The 14,844-nt window shown below is 75.0% G+C and carries 15 protein-coding genes; 4 read left to right on the plus strand and 11 right to left on the minus strand.

Annotation, left to right across the window (positions count from 1 at the left end):
- Nucleotides 1-103: 103 nt before the first annotated feature.
- Nucleotides 104-472 carry a VOC family protein gene (locus ACWERV_RS05220; protein WP_398177465.1) on the plus strand — a complete coding sequence of 123 codons (369 nt, stop codon included), beginning with the start codon at nucleotides 104-106 and terminating at the stop codon, nucleotides 470-472.
- Nucleotides 473-552: 80 nt separating this feature from the next.
- On the opposite strand, the gene ACWERV_RS05225 is transcribed toward ACWERV_RS05220, so the two are convergent.
- Genes ACWERV_RS05225 through ACWERV_RS05235 form a run of 3 tightly spaced genes read right to left on the minus strand, consistent with a single transcriptional unit; the run spans nucleotide 553 to nucleotide 3,474 of the window.
- Nucleotides 553-1,737 carry a dipeptidase gene (locus tag ACWERV_RS05225; RefSeq protein WP_398177462.1) on the minus strand — a complete coding sequence of 395 codons (1,185 nt, stop codon included), beginning with the start codon at nucleotides 1,735-1,737 and terminating at the stop codon, nucleotides 553-555.
- 35 nt (nucleotides 1,738-1,772) lie between these two features.
- Entirely contained in the window at nucleotides 1,773-2,330 is a 558-nt protein-coding gene (gene purE / locus ACWERV_RS05230; RefSeq protein ID WP_398177459.1) for a 5-(carboxyamino)imidazole ribonucleotide mutase, read from the minus strand.
- Nucleotides 2,323-3,474 (minus strand): 5-(carboxyamino)imidazole ribonucleotide synthase, encoded by a 1,152-nt coding sequence (locus tag ACWERV_RS05235; RefSeq protein WP_452929003.1) that lies wholly within the window; start codon nucleotides 3,472-3,474, stop codon nucleotides 2,323-2,325. The genes purE and ACWERV_RS05235 overlap by 8 nt, the downstream gene beginning before the upstream one ends.
- 177 nt (nucleotides 3,475-3,651) lie before the next feature.
- On the opposite strand from ACWERV_RS05235, the gene ACWERV_RS05240 reads away from it, so the two are divergent.
- Nucleotides 3,652-4,170, plus strand: a complete 519-nt coding sequence (locus tag ACWERV_RS05240; protein ID WP_398177453.1) for a GtrA family protein — start codon at nucleotides 3,652-3,654, stop codon at nucleotides 4,168-4,170.
- An 18-nt stretch (nucleotides 4,171-4,188) separates the two neighbouring features.
- On the opposite strand, the gene ACWERV_RS05245 is transcribed toward ACWERV_RS05240, so the two are convergent.
- From ACWERV_RS05245 to ACWERV_RS05255, 3 genes are all read right to left on the minus strand, one after another.
- Nucleotides 4,189-5,454 (minus strand): ATP-binding protein, encoded by a 1,266-nt coding sequence (locus ACWERV_RS05245; RefSeq protein WP_398177450.1) that lies wholly within the window; start codon nucleotides 5,452-5,454, stop codon nucleotides 4,189-4,191.
- A 12-nt stretch (nucleotides 5,455-5,466) separates the two neighbouring features.
- A complete protein-coding gene (locus ACWERV_RS05250; protein ID WP_031519470.1) occupies nucleotides 5,467-6,141 on the minus strand; it encodes a response regulator transcription factor in 675 nt (224 codons plus the stop codon).
- A 126-nt stretch (nucleotides 6,142-6,267) separates the two neighbouring features.
- Entirely contained in the window at nucleotides 6,268-6,771 is a 504-nt protein-coding gene (locus ACWERV_RS05255) for a carboxymuconolactone decarboxylase family protein (protein WP_452929008.1), read from the minus strand.
- 47 nt (nucleotides 6,772-6,818) lie between these two features.
- On the opposite strand from ACWERV_RS05255, the gene pdxR reads away from it, so the two are divergent.
- Nucleotides 6,819-8,333 carry a MocR-like pyridoxine biosynthesis transcription factor PdxR gene (pdxR, locus tag ACWERV_RS05260; protein ID WP_452929010.1) on the plus strand — a complete coding sequence of 505 codons (1,515 nt, stop codon included), beginning with the start codon at nucleotides 6,819-6,821 and terminating at the stop codon, nucleotides 8,331-8,333.
- 135 nt (nucleotides 8,334-8,468) lie between these two features.
- Here the strand turns inward: pdxR and ACWERV_RS05265 are convergent, their stop codons facing one another.
- Complete coding sequence (locus ACWERV_RS05265) at nucleotides 8,469-8,966, minus strand: ATP-binding protein (protein ID WP_452929013.1); 498 nt, start codon at nucleotides 8,964-8,966, stop codon at nucleotides 8,469-8,471.
- Nucleotides 8,967-9,105: 139 nt separating this feature from the next.
- Nucleotides 9,106-9,474 carry an STAS domain-containing protein gene (locus tag ACWERV_RS05270; RefSeq protein WP_452929016.1) on the minus strand — a complete coding sequence of 123 codons (369 nt, stop codon included), beginning with the start codon at nucleotides 9,472-9,474 and terminating at the stop codon, nucleotides 9,106-9,108.
- A gap of 271 nt (nucleotides 9,475-9,745) precedes the next feature.
- Here ACWERV_RS05270 and ACWERV_RS05275 point away from each other — a divergent pair, with 271 nt between their 5' ends.
- Complete coding sequence (locus ACWERV_RS05275; protein ID WP_398177435.1) at nucleotides 9,746-10,606, plus strand: RNA polymerase sigma factor SigF; 861 nt, start codon at nucleotides 9,746-9,748, stop codon at nucleotides 10,604-10,606.
- Nucleotides 10,607-10,770: 164 nt separating this feature from the next.
- Here the strand turns inward: ACWERV_RS05275 and hutI are convergent, their stop codons facing one another.
- The 3 genes from hutI to ACWERV_RS05290 all read right to left on the minus strand — a co-directional run bounded on the left by hutI (nucleotide 10,771) and on the right by ACWERV_RS05290 (nucleotide 14,827).
- A complete protein-coding gene (hutI, locus tag ACWERV_RS05280) occupies nucleotides 10,771-12,102 on the minus strand; it encodes an imidazolonepropionase (protein ID WP_452929020.1) in 1,332 nt (443 codons plus the stop codon).
- Nucleotides 12,103-12,227: 125 nt separating this feature from the next.
- Complete coding sequence (locus ACWERV_RS05285) at nucleotides 12,228-13,640, minus strand: formimidoylglutamate deiminase (RefSeq protein WP_452929023.1); 1,413 nt, start codon at nucleotides 13,638-13,640, stop codon at nucleotides 12,228-12,230.
- Nucleotides 13,631-14,827, minus strand: coding sequence for an allantoate amidohydrolase (locus ACWERV_RS05290; protein ID WP_452929309.1), 1,197 nt, complete (start codon nucleotides 14,825-14,827; stop codon nucleotides 13,631-13,633). The genes ACWERV_RS05285 and ACWERV_RS05290 overlap by 10 nt, the downstream gene beginning before the upstream one ends.
- Nucleotides 14,828-14,844 lie beyond the last annotated feature (17 nt).

Raw genomic sequence — 14,844 nt, forward strand, 5'->3', positions numbered from 1 at the left:
GAGCCCGGCCCGGCCACCCGCCGGGTTGTCGGTGGGTCCCGTCATGATGGGGCGGGTCGGCGCCGCCCGGACCGGGCGGCGACACCTGCTGAAAGGACCCGCCATGATCGGCCGGCTGATCTCCGTCGTCCTCGACTGTCCCGACCCCGCCGCGCTCGCCGCCTTCTACGCCGAGCTGCTCGGCGGCGAGGTGGAGGCGGAGGACGAGACCTGGATCGACCTCAAGCGCGGGGACGGCGCCGACCTGTCCTTCCAGCTCGCCACCGGGCACCGCCCGCCGGCCTGGCCCGACCCCGAGCGCCCGCAGCAGTTCCACCTGGACGTGCGGGTGCCGCGGGCCGAGATGGACGAGGCGGAGCGGAAGGTCCTCGCGCTCGGCGCGACCCTGCTGGAGGACGACCTGGGCGGCTCGCGCAACTGGCGCGTCTACGCCGACCCCGCGGGGCATCCGTTCTGCCTGTGCGCGGGCTGAGCGCGCGGGCCGGACATGCGGGCCGAGCGGCGCGGGTAGGGGCCCGGGGCGGTGTCCCGTATCCCCTCCGCCGCTGCCGGTCAGCCGTCGAGCCGGGCCGGGGTCGCCGCCGAGGGGCCGCGGCGGCGCCGGATCGCGGTCGCGGCGGATTCCGCGTCGCGCAGCACCCGCACCGCGTTGCCCCAGGTCAGCTTGGCCAGGTCGGTGTCGGACCAGCCGCGCCGCAGCAGCTCGGCGACGAGCTGCGGATAGCCGGTGACGTCGGCCATGTCCTGCGGGGTGAAGGCGGTGCCGTCGTAGTCGCCGCCGAGGCCGATGTGGTCGACGCCCGCGACCGCGCGCATGTGGTCCAGGTGGTCGGCGACGGTCGCCGCGGTGGCCACCGGGCGCGGGTGCGCGGCCTCGAAGGCCCGCTGCACGGCCATCCCCGCGGGGGTGGTGTCCAGGTGGTGCAGGCCGTGCTCACGCATGTTGGCGTCGGCCGCGAGCGTCCACTCGATGGCCGCGGGAGCCACGAACTTCGGCACGAACGTGGCCATGGCCACGCCGCCGTTGCCGGGCAGGGCCGCGAGGACGTCGTCGGGGATGTTGCGGACGTGGTCGCACACCGCGCGGGCCGAGGAGTGCGAGAAGAGCACCGGCGCCTCGGTGACGCGCAGCGCGGCGCGCATGGTGTCGGCCGAGACATGGCTGAGGTCCACCAGCATGCCCAGCCGGTTCATCTCCCGGACGACCTCCTCGCCGAAGGCGGTCAGGCCCCCCGCGGCGGGCTCGTCGGTCGCCGAGTCCGCCCACGCGGTGTTGGTGTTGTGGGTGAGCGTCATGTAGCGCACCCCGAGGGCGTACAGGGACCGCAGGACGCCCAGCGAGTTGTCGATGCTGTGCCCGCCCTCGGCGCCCATCAGCGACGCGATACGGCCCTGTGCGCGGGCCTGCTCCATGTCGTCGGCGGTCAGCGCGAGCGCCAGGTCGTCGGGGAAGCGCTCGGCGAGCCTGCGGACGACGTCGATCTGCTCCAGCGTCGCGGTGACGGCGTCCGCGCCGGACAGCTCGACGGAGACGTACACCGACCAGAACTGCCCGCCGACGCCGCCCGCCCGCAGCCGGGGCAGGTCGGTGTGCAGCAGGCCGCTCTGGTCGGCGGAGACGTCGAGGCGGTCCAGGTCGTACGCGACGTGCTCGCGCAGCGCCCACGGCAGGTCGTTGTGCCCGTCCACGACGGGATGGGCGGCGAGCAGGTCACGGGCGCGGGCGAGATAGTCCATGACCGCACCCTATGCGGGCCGCCCCGCCCGGCCGGCTACTGCCCGAAGCCGAAACCGCCCGTGCCCTCGACCTTGCCGCGCAGCCGGCGGCCCTTCTCGGTGGCCTGGTCGTTCAGCGACTGCTGGAAGTCCCGCATCCGGTCCTGGAGGGCGGTGTCGTGCGCGGCCAGGATGCGGACGGCGAGCAGTCCGGCGTTGCGGGCGCCGGCCACCGAGACGGTCGCGACCGGCACACCGGCCGGCATCTGCACGATGGACAGCAGCGAGTCCATGCCGTCCAGGTACTTCAGCGGCACCGGCACGCCGATGACCGGCAGCGGGGTGACGGAGGCGAGCATGCCCGGCAGGTGGGCGGCGCCGCCCGCGCCCGCGATGATCGCCTTGAGCCCGCGCCCGGCGGCCTGCTCGCCGTACGCGATCATCTCGCGCGGCATGCGGTGCGCCGAGACGACGTCGACCTCGAAGGGGACGCCGAACTCGCCGAGCGCCTCGGCGGCGGCCTCCATCACCGGCCAGTCGGAGTCCGAGCCCATGACGATGCCGACCGCGGGCCCCGCGGTGCTCGGACCGGACGTGGCGGGCGCTTCACTCATCGATCGTCCCTCGCAGGTAGTCGGCCGCGTGCCGGGCGCGCTCGCGCACCGCGGGCAGGTCGGCGCCGTATGCGGTGACGTGGCCCACCTTGCGGCCGGGCTTCACGTCCTTGCCGTACATGTGGATCTTCAGACCGGGGTCGCGGGCCATGCAGTGCAGGTAGCCCGCGTACATGTCGGGGTAGTCGCCGCCCAGCACATTGGCCATGACCGTCCAGCGGGCGCGCGGGCGCGGGTCGCCGAGCGGCAGGTCCAGCACCGCCCGCAGGTGGTTGGCGAACTGCGAGGTGGCGGCGCCGTCGATGGTCCAGTGGCCGCTGTTGTGCGGGCGCATCGCCAGCTCGTTGACGAGGATCCCCGGTGTGCCGTCCGGGCCGCGGGTCTCGAACAGCTCGACGGCGAGGTGCCCGACGACGTCCAGCTCGCGCGCCACCGTCAGGGCGAGCTGCTGGGCCTGCGCCGACAGCTCCTCCGGCAGATCCGGCGCGGGCGCGACCACCGTGTCGCACACGCCGTCCACCTGCACCGACTCCACCACGGGATAGGCCACGGCCTGCCCGTGCGGGGAGCGCACGACGTTCGCGGCCAGCTCGCGCACGAAGTCGACGCGCTCCTCGGCGAGCACGTCGACGCCCGCCTTGAAGGCGTCCGCCGCGTCGGCCTCGGAGCGCACGAACCACACGCCCTTGCCGTCGTAGCCGCCGACCACGGTCTTGAGGACCACCGGGTAGCCGCTGCCCTCGGCCGCGAAGCGGGTGACGTCCGCGGGGTCGGCGACGATGCGGTTGCGCGGGCAGGGGATGCCGATCTCGGCGAGCCGGGCGCGCATCACGCCCTTGTCGTGCGCGTGCAGCAGCGCGGCGGACCCGGGCCGTACGACGACGCCCTCGGACTCCAGCACCCGCAGGTGCTCGCCGGGGACGTGCTCGTGGTCGAAGGTGATCACGTCGCAGCCGCGGGCGAAGGCCCGCAGTGTGTCGAGGTCGCGGTAGTCGCCGACGGTGACGTCGGAGACCACCTGCGCCGCGGAGTCCTGCGGGGTGTCGCTGAGGATCCGGAACCTGATGCCGAGCGGGATGCCTGCCTCGTGCGTCATACGGGCGAGCTGGCCGCCGCCGACCATGCCGACTACGGGGAATGTCACGATGCGTCCTGCCGGTGGTGCGCGGGGGCGGATCCCCCGGGGTGGGCCCTACCAGGGTATCCGCCGTGCGACGGGCGCCCGAACGCCGGACGGCTCCACGGTGGCCCGGCGTGGCCCGTTAGCATGAGGACACACAACCGTCACAACGACCCCTACAGACAGGGCCGAGCGATCACCATGAGCGGAATCAACGCGCTGCGCGCCCAGCTGGCGCTGATGTACCGCGAGATCGTGAAGTTCGGCGCGGTGGGCGGGGCCGGCCTGCTGGTGAACTTCGGCGTGTACAACCTGCTGCGCCATCTCACCGGCCTGCAGACCGTCCGCGCGAGTGTCCTCGCGACCCTGGTGTCGATCGTCTTCAACTACGTGGGGTTCCGGTACTTCACCTACCGTGACCGGGACCGCGAGGGCCGGGCCCGCGAGATGGCGCTCTTCCTCGCCTTCAGCTGCGTCGGCCTGGTGATCGAGAACGGCATCCTGTACGTGGCGACGTACGGCTTCCACTGGGACAGCACGCTGCAGAGCAACATCTTCAAGTTCCTCGGCGTGGGCCTGGCCACCCTCTTCCGCTTCTGGTCCTACCGCACCTGGGTCTTCCGGGTGGCGCCCGCGAAGCGGGCGATGGCCGAGACGGTGGAGGAGGCCGAGTCGCTGCTGGCCGAGGGCACCGAGGGCGGGGCGCGCTCGGCGCGCTGACCGCCGCGGCCCCGGGCCTCAGCTCACGATGTCCTCGCGCGGCGGCGGGGGCTGCATCTCGCGGGCCAGGAAGAGCGCGAAGACCGGCGGGCGCTGCTGGAGCAGTTCGAGCCGCCCGCCGTCCGCCTCGGCGAGGTCGCGGGCCAGGGCGAGGCCGAGTCCGGTGGAGTTGCGGCCGCTGACGGTGCGCTCGAAGACCCGCGCGCCCAGGTCCGGGGGCACCCCGCGGCCCTCGTCGGTGACCTCGACGACGGCCTGGTTGCCGGTCACCCGGGTGCGCAGGGCGACCGTGCCGGCGCCGTGCATGAGCGAGTTCTCGATGAGCGTGGCGAGCACCTGCGCCACCGCGCCGGGCGTGCCGACCGCCCGCAGCGACGGGGTGCCGGAGCGGACGATGGCGCGCTTCTCGTTGCTGTACGCCGGGCGCCACTCCTCGACCTGCTGCTTGATGACCTCGTCGAGGTCGAAGTAGACCGCCGAGCCGGTGCGCGGGTCGCGGGCGTTGGTCAGCAGCCGCTGCACCACGTCGGTCAGCCGCTCGACCTGGCCGAGCGCGATCGACGCCTCCTCCTTGACCGTCTCCTGGTCGTCGGTGGCGACGATCTCCTCCAGCCGCATCGACAGCGCGGTCAGCGGCGTGCGCAGCTGGTGCGAGGCGTCGGAGGCGAGCCGCCGCTCGGCGGTGAGCATCCGCCCGATGCGCTCGGCGCTGGAGTCCAGCACGTCGGCGATCCGGTCCAGCTCCGGCACCCCGTAGCGGCGGTGGCGCGGGCGCGGGTCGCCGGAGCCGAGGCGCTCGGCGGTCGCCGCCAGGTCGCTGAGCGGGCTGGCGAGCCGCCGCGCCTGCCACACCGCAAGGCCCACCGCGGCCAGCACGGCGAGCAGCGCGACGGCCAGTATCACCAGCACATTGCGCCAGATCTCCCGGCTGACCGTGGAGCGCGACTGCTCCACGGTGACGGACTCGCCGTGGTCGCCGCGCTGGGTGGAGGCGATGGCGTCGCCGCGCGGGCGCTTGCCGAGGGTGACGGGCGGACGGCCCGGCACCCGGACGACGGCGTAGCGGTCCGCGGCGATCTGCCGGTCCAGGCCCTTGGCGTCGATGCTCTCACCGGCCAGTATGCGGTTCTCGACGATCCCGACCAGCCGCACCGCCTCGGACTCGACACCGTCGCGCGCGCTGCTCTCGATGGTGCGCGACTCCACCAGCACCAGGGACAGCCCGAAGACGGCGATGACCGCCAGCACCACGGCGAGCGTGGAGGAGATGAGACGACGGCGCACGGGTGCCGCGCGTCAGTTCTTCTCGAACCGGAAACCGACCCCGCGCACCGTGGAGATGTACCGCGGGTTCGCCGCGTCGTCGCCCAGCTTCTTGCGCAGCCAGGAGATGTGCATGTCGAGGGTCTTGGTGGAGGACCACCACGTGGTGTCCCACACCTCGCGCATCAGCTGCTCACGAGTCACCACCCGGCCGGCGTCCCGCACCAGCACCCGCAGCAGGTCGAACTCCTTGGCGGTGAGCTGGAGTTCGTCGTCGCCCATCCAGGCGCGGTGCGACTCGACGTCGATCCGCACGCCGTGCGTCGGGGCCTGCGCGGGCTCGGTCGTGCCGCGCCGCAGCAGGGCCCGGACACGGGCCAGCAGTTCGGCGAGCCGGAAGGGCTTGGTCACGTAGTCGTCCGCCCCGGCGTCGAGGCCGACCACGGTGTCGACCTCGTCGGCGCGCGCGGTCAGGACCAGCACCGGGAAGGTGTGGCCCTCGGTGCGCAGCCGCCGGCACACCTCCAGGCCGTCCATCCCGGGCAGGCCCAGGTCGAGCACCACCAGGTCGACGGCGCCGAGCAGCGCCGTCTCCAGCGCGCCGGGTCCGTCCTCGCGCACCTCGACCTCGTAGCCCTCGCGGCGCAGGGCGCGCGCGAGGGGTTCCGAGATGGATGCGTCGTCCTCGGCCAGAAGTACGCGGGTCATGGGCTTGATGGTAGTCCGCGCCCCGGGGGCGCGAGGTGGTGGTACACAGGCCGCTGCCGCCGCCCCGCGCGCGGCCCCCGTGCGGTGCGCGCGCGGGACACGGCGGCGGCCCCGGACGTGCCGAGGTCAGGACGCCAGCGGCCAGGGGCGGGCGGTGGCGCCGAGCCTGTTCCAGGCGTTGATGACGGTGATCGCCCAGATCAGTTCGGCGAGCTGGACCTCCTCGAACTCCCCGGCGGCGCGCGCGAAGACCTCGTCGGGGACGTGGCCGTCGGCGAGCCGGGTGACCGCCTCGGTCAGCTCCAGCGCGGCCCGCTCGCGCGCGGTGAAGAACGGTGTCTCGCGCCACACCGGCAGCGCGTACAGCCGCTGCTCGCTCTCCCCGCCCTCCCGGGCGTCCCTGGTGTGCGTGTCGACGCAGTAGGCGCAGCCGTTGAGCTGCGAGGCGCGGGCCCGCACCAGTTCCAGCAGCGGGGCCTCCAGGCTGACCTGGCGAGCGGCGGCGTCCAGCGCGTTCATGGCGCGGTTGACGTGCGGGACGAGGCGGTCGACGGCGAGCCGGACGGTGGGGACGACGAGGGGGGACGCGGGGGCGGCGGCGGTTTCGGGGAGGGTGGTCTCAGTGCTCATGCCGTCGACGGTACGGGCGCAGTGGACCCGGGATAAGGTCCACTTCCATGGATGAATCCTGGCCCACTTCGGGGTTTGAGCCGGAGCCCGGCGCAAAGGTGCCGCCGCGTGGCCGGGCGGGTGCCGCCGGGGTCGATCTGCACCTGGACCTGCGTCCGGACCTCGGCCCGCGCCCGGACCCTGAGGCGGGCGGCGGGGCGTACGGGCGGCGCGCGGCGCTGGAGCGGGCGCTGCGCGAGGCGGTGCGCGCCGGGCGGCTCGCGCCGGGGAGCAGGCTGCCGTCGAGCCGCCGGCTGGCCGAGCAGACGGGCCTGTCGCGCGGCACGGTCAAGGCCGCGTACGACCAGCTCACCGCAGAGGGCTACCTGACCGCCCGGCAGGGCTCGGGCACGGTGGTGGCGCCCCGCCCGCAGGATGCGCGGGACGCACCGGCCGGGCGCTCGGCGGCGGCGCCCCGCCCCCGGCACGACCTGCGGCCGGGCAGCCCCGACGTGACCGCCTTCCCCACCGCGGCCTGGCTGCGCGCGACCCGCCGCGCGCTGGCCGCCGCCCCGTCCGCGGGCTACGACTACGGCGACCCGCGGGGCACCGCCGAACTGCGCGGCGCGCTCGCCGGCTACCTCGGGCGGACCCGCGGGGTGGCCGCGGACCCGGAGCGGATCGTGGTCGTCTCCGGCTATGTGCAGGGGCTCTCGCTGCTGGTGCGGGTGCTGGGCGCGGGGGGCGGGCGGCCCGGCGGTCCCGTGGTGGGCATGGAGGACCCGGGGCTGCCCTTCCACCGCGAGGTGGTGCGGCGGGCCGGCGGGCGGGTCGTGCCGCTGCCGGTCGACGCGTCGGGCGCCCGGCCGCCGGAGGACGCGGGGGCGGACGGGCCGGACGCGGTCGTGGTCACGCCCGCGCACCAGTACCCGACGGGCGTCCCCCTGCACCCCTCCCGGCGGCACGCGCTGACCGCCTGGGCGCGGCGGACCGGCGGCCTGGTCGTGGAGGACGACTACGACGGCGAGTTCCGCTACGACCGGCAGCCGGTGGGCGCGGTGCAGGGCACGGCGCCCGAGCAGGTGGTGTACCTGGGCACCGCCTCCAAGACGCTCGGGCCCGCGCTGCGGCTCGGCTGGATGGTGCTGCCCGCGCACCTGGTGGAGCCGGTCGCGCAGGCCAAGCTCTACAGCGACTACCACACCGGCGCGGTCGGCCAGTTGGCGCTCGCCGACATGATCGGCAGCCATTCCTACGACCGGCACGTGCGCGCCGCCCGGCTGCGCTACCGGCGCCGCCGGGATCTGCTGGTGGCCCGGCTCGCGGGCGCAGGGGGCGCCGAGGTCCGCGGTGTCGCGGCGGGCCTGCACGCGCTGCTGGGGCTGCCGCCGGAGGGCCCCGGCGAGGCGGAGGTGCTGCGGGCGGCGGCCTCGCGGGGGCTCGCCGTCGGCACGCTGGGCGGGCACTGGCACGCCCCGGAGGTGCCGGGCCGCCCGCAGGGCCTGGTGGTCGGCTACGGCACCCCGGGCGAGGGCGGCTACCCCGCGGCCCTCGACGCCCTGGCCCGCGCGCTGCGGGGGTGAGGTGACGGCGCGGCATATTGCCACGCCGTGGCAGGAGGCCGGGTCCGCGGCCGCGGCACGGAGGGCGTGGCGGCGGTGCGGAGCGCGGCGCAGTGCGGGGTGGCGGACCGGTCGCGTAAGAAGAAACGCCAGGGGTCAGGAGGGGACGGCGAGTTCGGCCCAGACGGTCTTGCCGGGGCGGTCGGCGTTGCGCACCACGCCCCAGTCGAGGCACAGGCGCTGGACGATGAACATGCCGTGGCCGCCGGGGCGGCCCGCGCGGTGCGGGGTGCGCGGGGCGGGATCGCCGGGGCCGCCGTCGACGACCTCCAGGCGCAGCGACTTGGGGCTGCGGCGCAGCAGCAGTTCCTCCGGGCCACCCGCGTGCAGGCAGGCGTTGGTGACCAGTTCGGAGACCACGAGGAGGACGTCCTCCGCGGCCGCTCTTCGGTCACCGCTGGCTGCGGGCAGCCACCCCCAGTCGTGCAGTGCCTGCCGCGTGAAGTCCCTGGCCCTCGGCACGATGCCGCTCTCGCCGGTGAGCGGCAACCGCCGCGCGTTGTCGGGGTCCACGGTGTCCGTACCCCCGTTCCGGCCGGTTGCGCCCGTCTCCGGACCACGGTCGTCCGCGGCGTAGGGCCGGGTCGTGCTCATCAAGGCCTCACCTCACGGATGTACGTCTGGGTCCGTCCTGTCTTCTGCCCGAAGGATCTCCCGGAACACGTCCCGCGTCCAGGAAAGCTCGGGCACCCGTACGGCACCCGTCGCGCCGTCCGCCCCCCGGCCGCTCCGGCTACTCGCGAAGTGCCTGGTCCAATGTCTCGTGCACCGTGAACACCACGTCGGCGCCGGTGATCTCCAGCACCCGGGCGACGGTCGGCCGCATCGCGGCCAGGTGCACCGCGCCGCCCTGCGCCTCGGCCCGCAGCCGCGCGCCCAGCAGCACGTTGAGCCCCGTCGAGTCGCAGAACTCCAACTGCGAGCAGTCGACCACCAGACGCCGGGCACCGGCGTCGATGACCGCCTCCAGCGGCTCGCTGAGCAGGTCAGCGGTGTGGTGGTCCAGCTCGCCCGCAGGCGTGAGGACCGCTGTGCGGTCGTGCTGCACGACCCCGACCCGCAGCCTGCCGAGGCCTGCGGTGCCGACCGCCTCGCGGTCCATGTGCGCTCCTTCGCCCTTCGTGGTGACGCGATTGACGAGATTACGCGCTTCCCGGGTGGCACGGTAGTCGCCCGCGGCGAACCGGCGCACCACCGCCCTGGACAGGACGCCGGAGGTCACCCACGATGACCGGGCGCCTACCCGGCGCAGTCGATGACATGCGGACAAAACACCCAGGACGGACGGAGAACTTGCGACGCCCCGGACAACAGGCGTAGGGGTGGAGGTACGGCAGAGGCACAGCCCGACCGCCGCACGCAAGGAGGAGCAGATGGCACCCCGGCTCGGCCTGGATCACGAGAACCAAGCGCTGGAGCAAAGCGAGGGGCTTGAGGGGCTCCCGGAGATTCCCCCCTACGACGAGATCGGACCGGTCGACGCGCGCGCCCTGTCCAAGACGCTCTTCGCCCGCCTGCACGGCCTGGAAGAAGGCACGCAGGAATACGCATACGTACGCAACACCCTGGTCGAACTCAATCTCGCGCTGGTCAAGTTCGCCGCGGCCCGCTTCCGCACCCGCAGCGAGCCGATGGAGGACATCATCCAGGTCGGCACGATCGGTCTGATCAAGGCGATCGACCGCTTCGAGCTGAGCCGCGGGGTGGAGTTCCCGACCTTCGCGATGCCGACGATCGTCGGCGAGATCAAGCGCTTCTTCCGCGACACCAGCTGGTCGGTACGCGTCCCGCGGCGCCTCCAGGAACTGCGGCTCGACCTCGCCAAGGCGGGCGACGAGCTGGCCCAGCGGCTGGACCGCACCCCCACCGTGCGCGAGCTGGCCGAGCGGCTGGACCTCCCCGAGGAGGAGGTCATCGAGGGCATGGCCGCGAGCAACGCCTACACGGCCAGCTCGCTCGACGCCCAGCCCGCCGAGGACGACCCGGAGGGCGCGCTCGCCGACCGGATCGGCTACGAGGACCACGACCTGGAGGGCGTCGAGTACGTCGAGTCCCTCAAGCCGCTGATCGCCGGGCTGCCGCAGCGCGACCGGGCCATCCTGGCGCTGCGCTTCGTCGGCAACCTCACGCAGGCCGAGATCGGCGACGAGCTGGGCATCTCCCAGATGCACGTGTCGCGACTGCTCACGCGCACGCTGTCACGGCTGCGCCGCGGGCTGCTCGTCGAGGAGTAGCCGAGCAATAGTCGAGGAGCAGTGGGGCACGCGGCTCCGCGGCCCTGACGGGGCCTGTGGGCGCCGCTGAGCGCCTGGGGCGGCCCGGGGGTGACCGCGGGGCCGCCGGGCGCCCCGCGCGGCCCGTGGGCGCCGCTGAGGGCTTTCCGGCCGCCGCGCGGCTCTCAGCCGCGCTTCGCGCCGTCCAGCGCGGGCGAGACGTACCGCAGCGCGCCCGCCTTCCACACCGCCGCCGCCAGCGGTACCCCGGGGCGGTAGGCGAGGTGGACGTGGCTGGGCGCGTCCAGCAGCAGCAGGTCGGCGCGCGCGCCGACCGCGATCCGGCCGACGTCGGTACGCCGCAGGGCGCGCGCGCCGCCGTGGGTGGCCGCGTGCACCGCCTCGTCCGGGGTCATGCCCATGTCCCGCACCGCGACCGCGACGCAGAACGGCATCGACGTGGTGAAGGACGAGCCCGGATTGCAGTCCGTGGACAGCGCCACCGTCGCGCCCGCGTCCAGCAGCCGCCGCGCGTCCGGGTAGCGGGCGCGGGTGGAGAACTCGGCGCCGGGCAGCAGCGTGGCCACGGTGGTGTCCGCGGCGCTCGCGAGCGCGTCCACGTCGGCGTCCGTCAGGTGCGTGCAGTGGTCGGCCGAGGCCGCGCCCAGCTCCACCGCCAGCCGCACGCCCGGACCGGGACCCAGCTGACCCGCGTGCACGCGCGGGACCAGGCCGCGCGCCGCGCCCGCGGTGAGCACCGCACGGGCCTGGTCGCCGTCGAAGGCCCCCCGCTCGCAGAAGACGTCGATCCAGCGGGCGTGCGGCGCGCACGCGTCCAGCATCTCGCCGGTGACCAGGGCGACGTAGCCGTCCGGGTCGGCGGCGAACTCCGGCGGGACGACGTGCGCGCCCAGATACGTCACCTCGTCGGTGTGCCGGGCCGCGACCGCGAGCGCACGGGCCTCGTCATGGGTCGTCAGGCCGTAGCCGGACTTGGTCTCCTGGGTCGTCGTGCCCTGCCGCAGCGCCTCCCCGAGGAAGCGCTCCAGGGTCGCGGCCAGCTCGGCGTCGCCGGCCGCGCGGGTCGCCGCGACGGTCGTGCGGATGCCGCCCGCGGTGTAGGGGCGGCCGGCCATCCGGGCCGCGAACTCCGGGCTCCGGTCGCCCGCGAAGAGCAGGTGGGAGTGGGAGTCCACGAAGCCGGGGAGCAGCGCCCGGCCGCCCGCGTCGAACCGGTTGTCAGTGGCGGGTGCTTTGCTGGAGGGACCCAGCCAGGCGATGCGGTCGCCGTCGATCACGACCGCCGCCGGGCCCGGGAGGAGTCCGAGGGCGGCGAGCGAGCCGTCGCCCGTGGCCGCGGCGAGGGAGGGATCGTTGGTGAGCAGGCTGCCGATGCCGGTGACGAGCGTGCTGCGGCTGCGCGCGGAGGCGGCGGGGGCCGCGCCGGGCGCGGGAGCGGTCGCGTGCGCTGCGCCCGCCGGGGTGGCCGGGTCCTCCGCGGTGCCGCTGCTCGTCATCGTGGGTGCTCTCGTGGTCGTCGGGGGGCGGGGGACGTGGGGGGCCGGGATCGTGGTGGCCGTTTCGCTGGTCGCCGTGACGCTGGTCGCCGGGGCTCCGCGGGTCCCGGGCGTACGGGCCGGGGTCAGGGGTGCAGGGCACCGATCGCCGTGGCCAGGGCGGCGGGCACGTCCCGGACGAGCAGGTGCCGCCCGTCGCGTACGACCTGCCGCCCGCCCACCACGGTGTGCCGCACGTCCGCGGCCGTGGCCGCGAATACGGCCGTCTCGCCAGCCAGCCGGGGCGGCGGGCCCGCAGTCCGTACGGTGTCCAGCGCGATCGTCGTGAAGTCGGCGAGCGCGCCCGGCTCCAGACGGCCCGCGTCGGGCCAGCCGAGGCTCGCGTGGCCGTCGTCGGTCGCCGCGCGCAGCAGCTGGGCGGCGGTCCAGTGGCCGCGGGTGCGGGCCTGGAGGCGTTCGTTCAGCTCGACCGCGCGCGCCTCCTCGAACAGGTCGATCACGGCGTGGCTGTCGCTGCCCAGGCTCATCCGGACGCCCGCGCGGCGCAGTTGCGGCGCCGGGCCGATGCCGTCGGCGAGGTCCCGCTCGGTGGTGGGGCACATGCACACGGTGCCGCCGCCCGTGCCGAGCAGCGCGATGTCGCCCGCGGTCAGGTGCGTGGCGTGGACGGCGGTGGTGTTGGGGCGCCAGAAGCCGTTGTCGGCGAGCAGCCGGGCCGGGGTGCGGCCGTGCAGCGCCGTGCAGGCCCGGTTCTCCGCGGTCTGCTCGGACAGGTGGATGTGCACGGGCACGTCCGCGGTGCGTTCGGCGAAGAGCCGGTAGCCGTCGCGGTCGGAGAAGGCGCGCACCGAGTGCACCGCGGCGCCGACCTTGGCGTGGCCCTCGCCCTTGAGCCGCGACCAGCGGTCGTACCAGCGGTCGGCGGTGCCGTCGCCGAAGCGCAGCTGCACACCCTCCAGCGGGCGGTAGCCGGTGCGGGTGAAGCCGCCGTGCAGGTAGGCGGTGTCGAGCAGGGTGATGCGGATGCCCGCCTCGCCCGCGGCGGCGATCAGCGCCTCGCCCATGGCGTTGGGGTCGGCGTACGGGGTGCCGTCCGGCTGGTGGTGCAGGTAGTGGAATTCGCCGACGCAGGTGATGCCGGCGAGCGCCATCTCGGCGTAGACGGCGCGGGCGAGGGCGAAGTAGCTGTCCGGGTCGAGGGCGCCCGCGACGTCGTACATGACGTCGCGCCAGCTCCAGAAGGAGGTGGGCGCCGAGCGCCCGCCCGTGCCGCCCGTACCGCCGTCCGGGCCCGTGCCGGACGGGGCGCCGGGGCGGGCGCCGATCTGGGCCACACCGCGCAGGGCGCGGTGGAAGGCGTGGCTGTGGGCGTTGGCCAGGCCCGGCAGGGTCAGGCCGCGCAGCACCGTCGCGCCCGCCGGTGGGTGCTCGACCCCGGTGCGGACCTCGGCGATCCGGTCGTCGGCCAGGGTCAGAAGGATGCCGGGCGCGGCGTGCGTGCCGAGCCACGCGTTTTCCAGCCAGTACGTCACCTGCACGCGAGACCTTCCAATACGTCGGCGAGCGCGGACACTCCGGCGGCGCAGTCGTCCTCGGCGGCGTGTTCCGCCGGGGAGTGCGAGACGCCGGTGGGGTTGCGTACGAACAGCATGGCGGTCGGGAGGGCCGCGGAGAGGATTCCGGCGTCGTGTCCCGCGCCGGTGGGCAGAACGGGTACCGGCGCACCCGCTCCGAGCAGGGCGGCAAGGCGGTCCCGCAGCTCGTGGGCGAATTCCACCACGGGGGTGAACGATTCGCGGGTGACGCTCACCCGCACCCCGTCGCGCGTCCCGCGCTCGGCCGCGGCCTGCTCGATCGCGGCGACGACCGCGGCGAGCGTGTCCTCGTCGGGGGCGCGCGAGTCGAGCCAGCCGCGCACGAGCGAGGCGACGGCGTTGACCCCGTTCGGCTCGACCGCGACCTTGCCGAAGGTCGCGAGCGCGCCCGCCAGCCGGGCCTTCTTGCGCGCGGCGAGCACGGTGGTGGCGTAGGTCAGCATCGGGTCGCGGCGGTCCTCCAGGCGGGTGGTGCCCGCGTGGTTGGCCTCGCCGTGGAAGTCGAAGCGCCAGCGGCCGTGCGGCCAGATCGCCGAGGCCACCCCGACCGGCGCGCCGACCAGGTCCAGTGCCCGGCCCTGCTCGACGTGCAGTTCGACGAAGGCGCCGATGCGGGCGAGGCGCGCGGGGTCGGGCCCGATCGCGTCCGGGTCCTGCCCGGCGCGCTCCATCGCCCGCGCGAGCGTCACACCGTCGGCGCCGGTCAGCGCACGGGCGTCGGCCGGGGCGAGCTGACCGGCCGCCAGCCGGGAGCCGACACAGGCCACCCCGAAGCGGGCGCCCTCCTCGTCGGTGAAGTTGACGATCCCCAGCGGGCGCCGCGGCCGGGCGCCGCGGGCACACAGACCGTCGAGCGCGGCGAAGGCGGAGACGACGCCGAGCGGGCCGTCGAAGGCACCGCCGTCCGGCACGGAGTCCAGGTGCGATCCGGTGACGACGGCGTCGCCCGCGGCCGGGTCGCCGAGCCAGGCCCACTGGTTGCCGTTGCGGTCGGTCTCGTACGCCAGCCCGCGCGCGGCGGCCTGCGCGCGGAACCACTCCCGGCAGTCGGCGTCGGCGGACGTCCAGGCGTGCCGCCGGTAGCCGCCGGAGGGGGCGTGCCGGCCGATCCCGGCGAGGTCGCGCCACATGGTGTGGAAGCCGTCAC

Source organism: Streptomyces sp. NPDC004031, assembly GCF_053604375.1.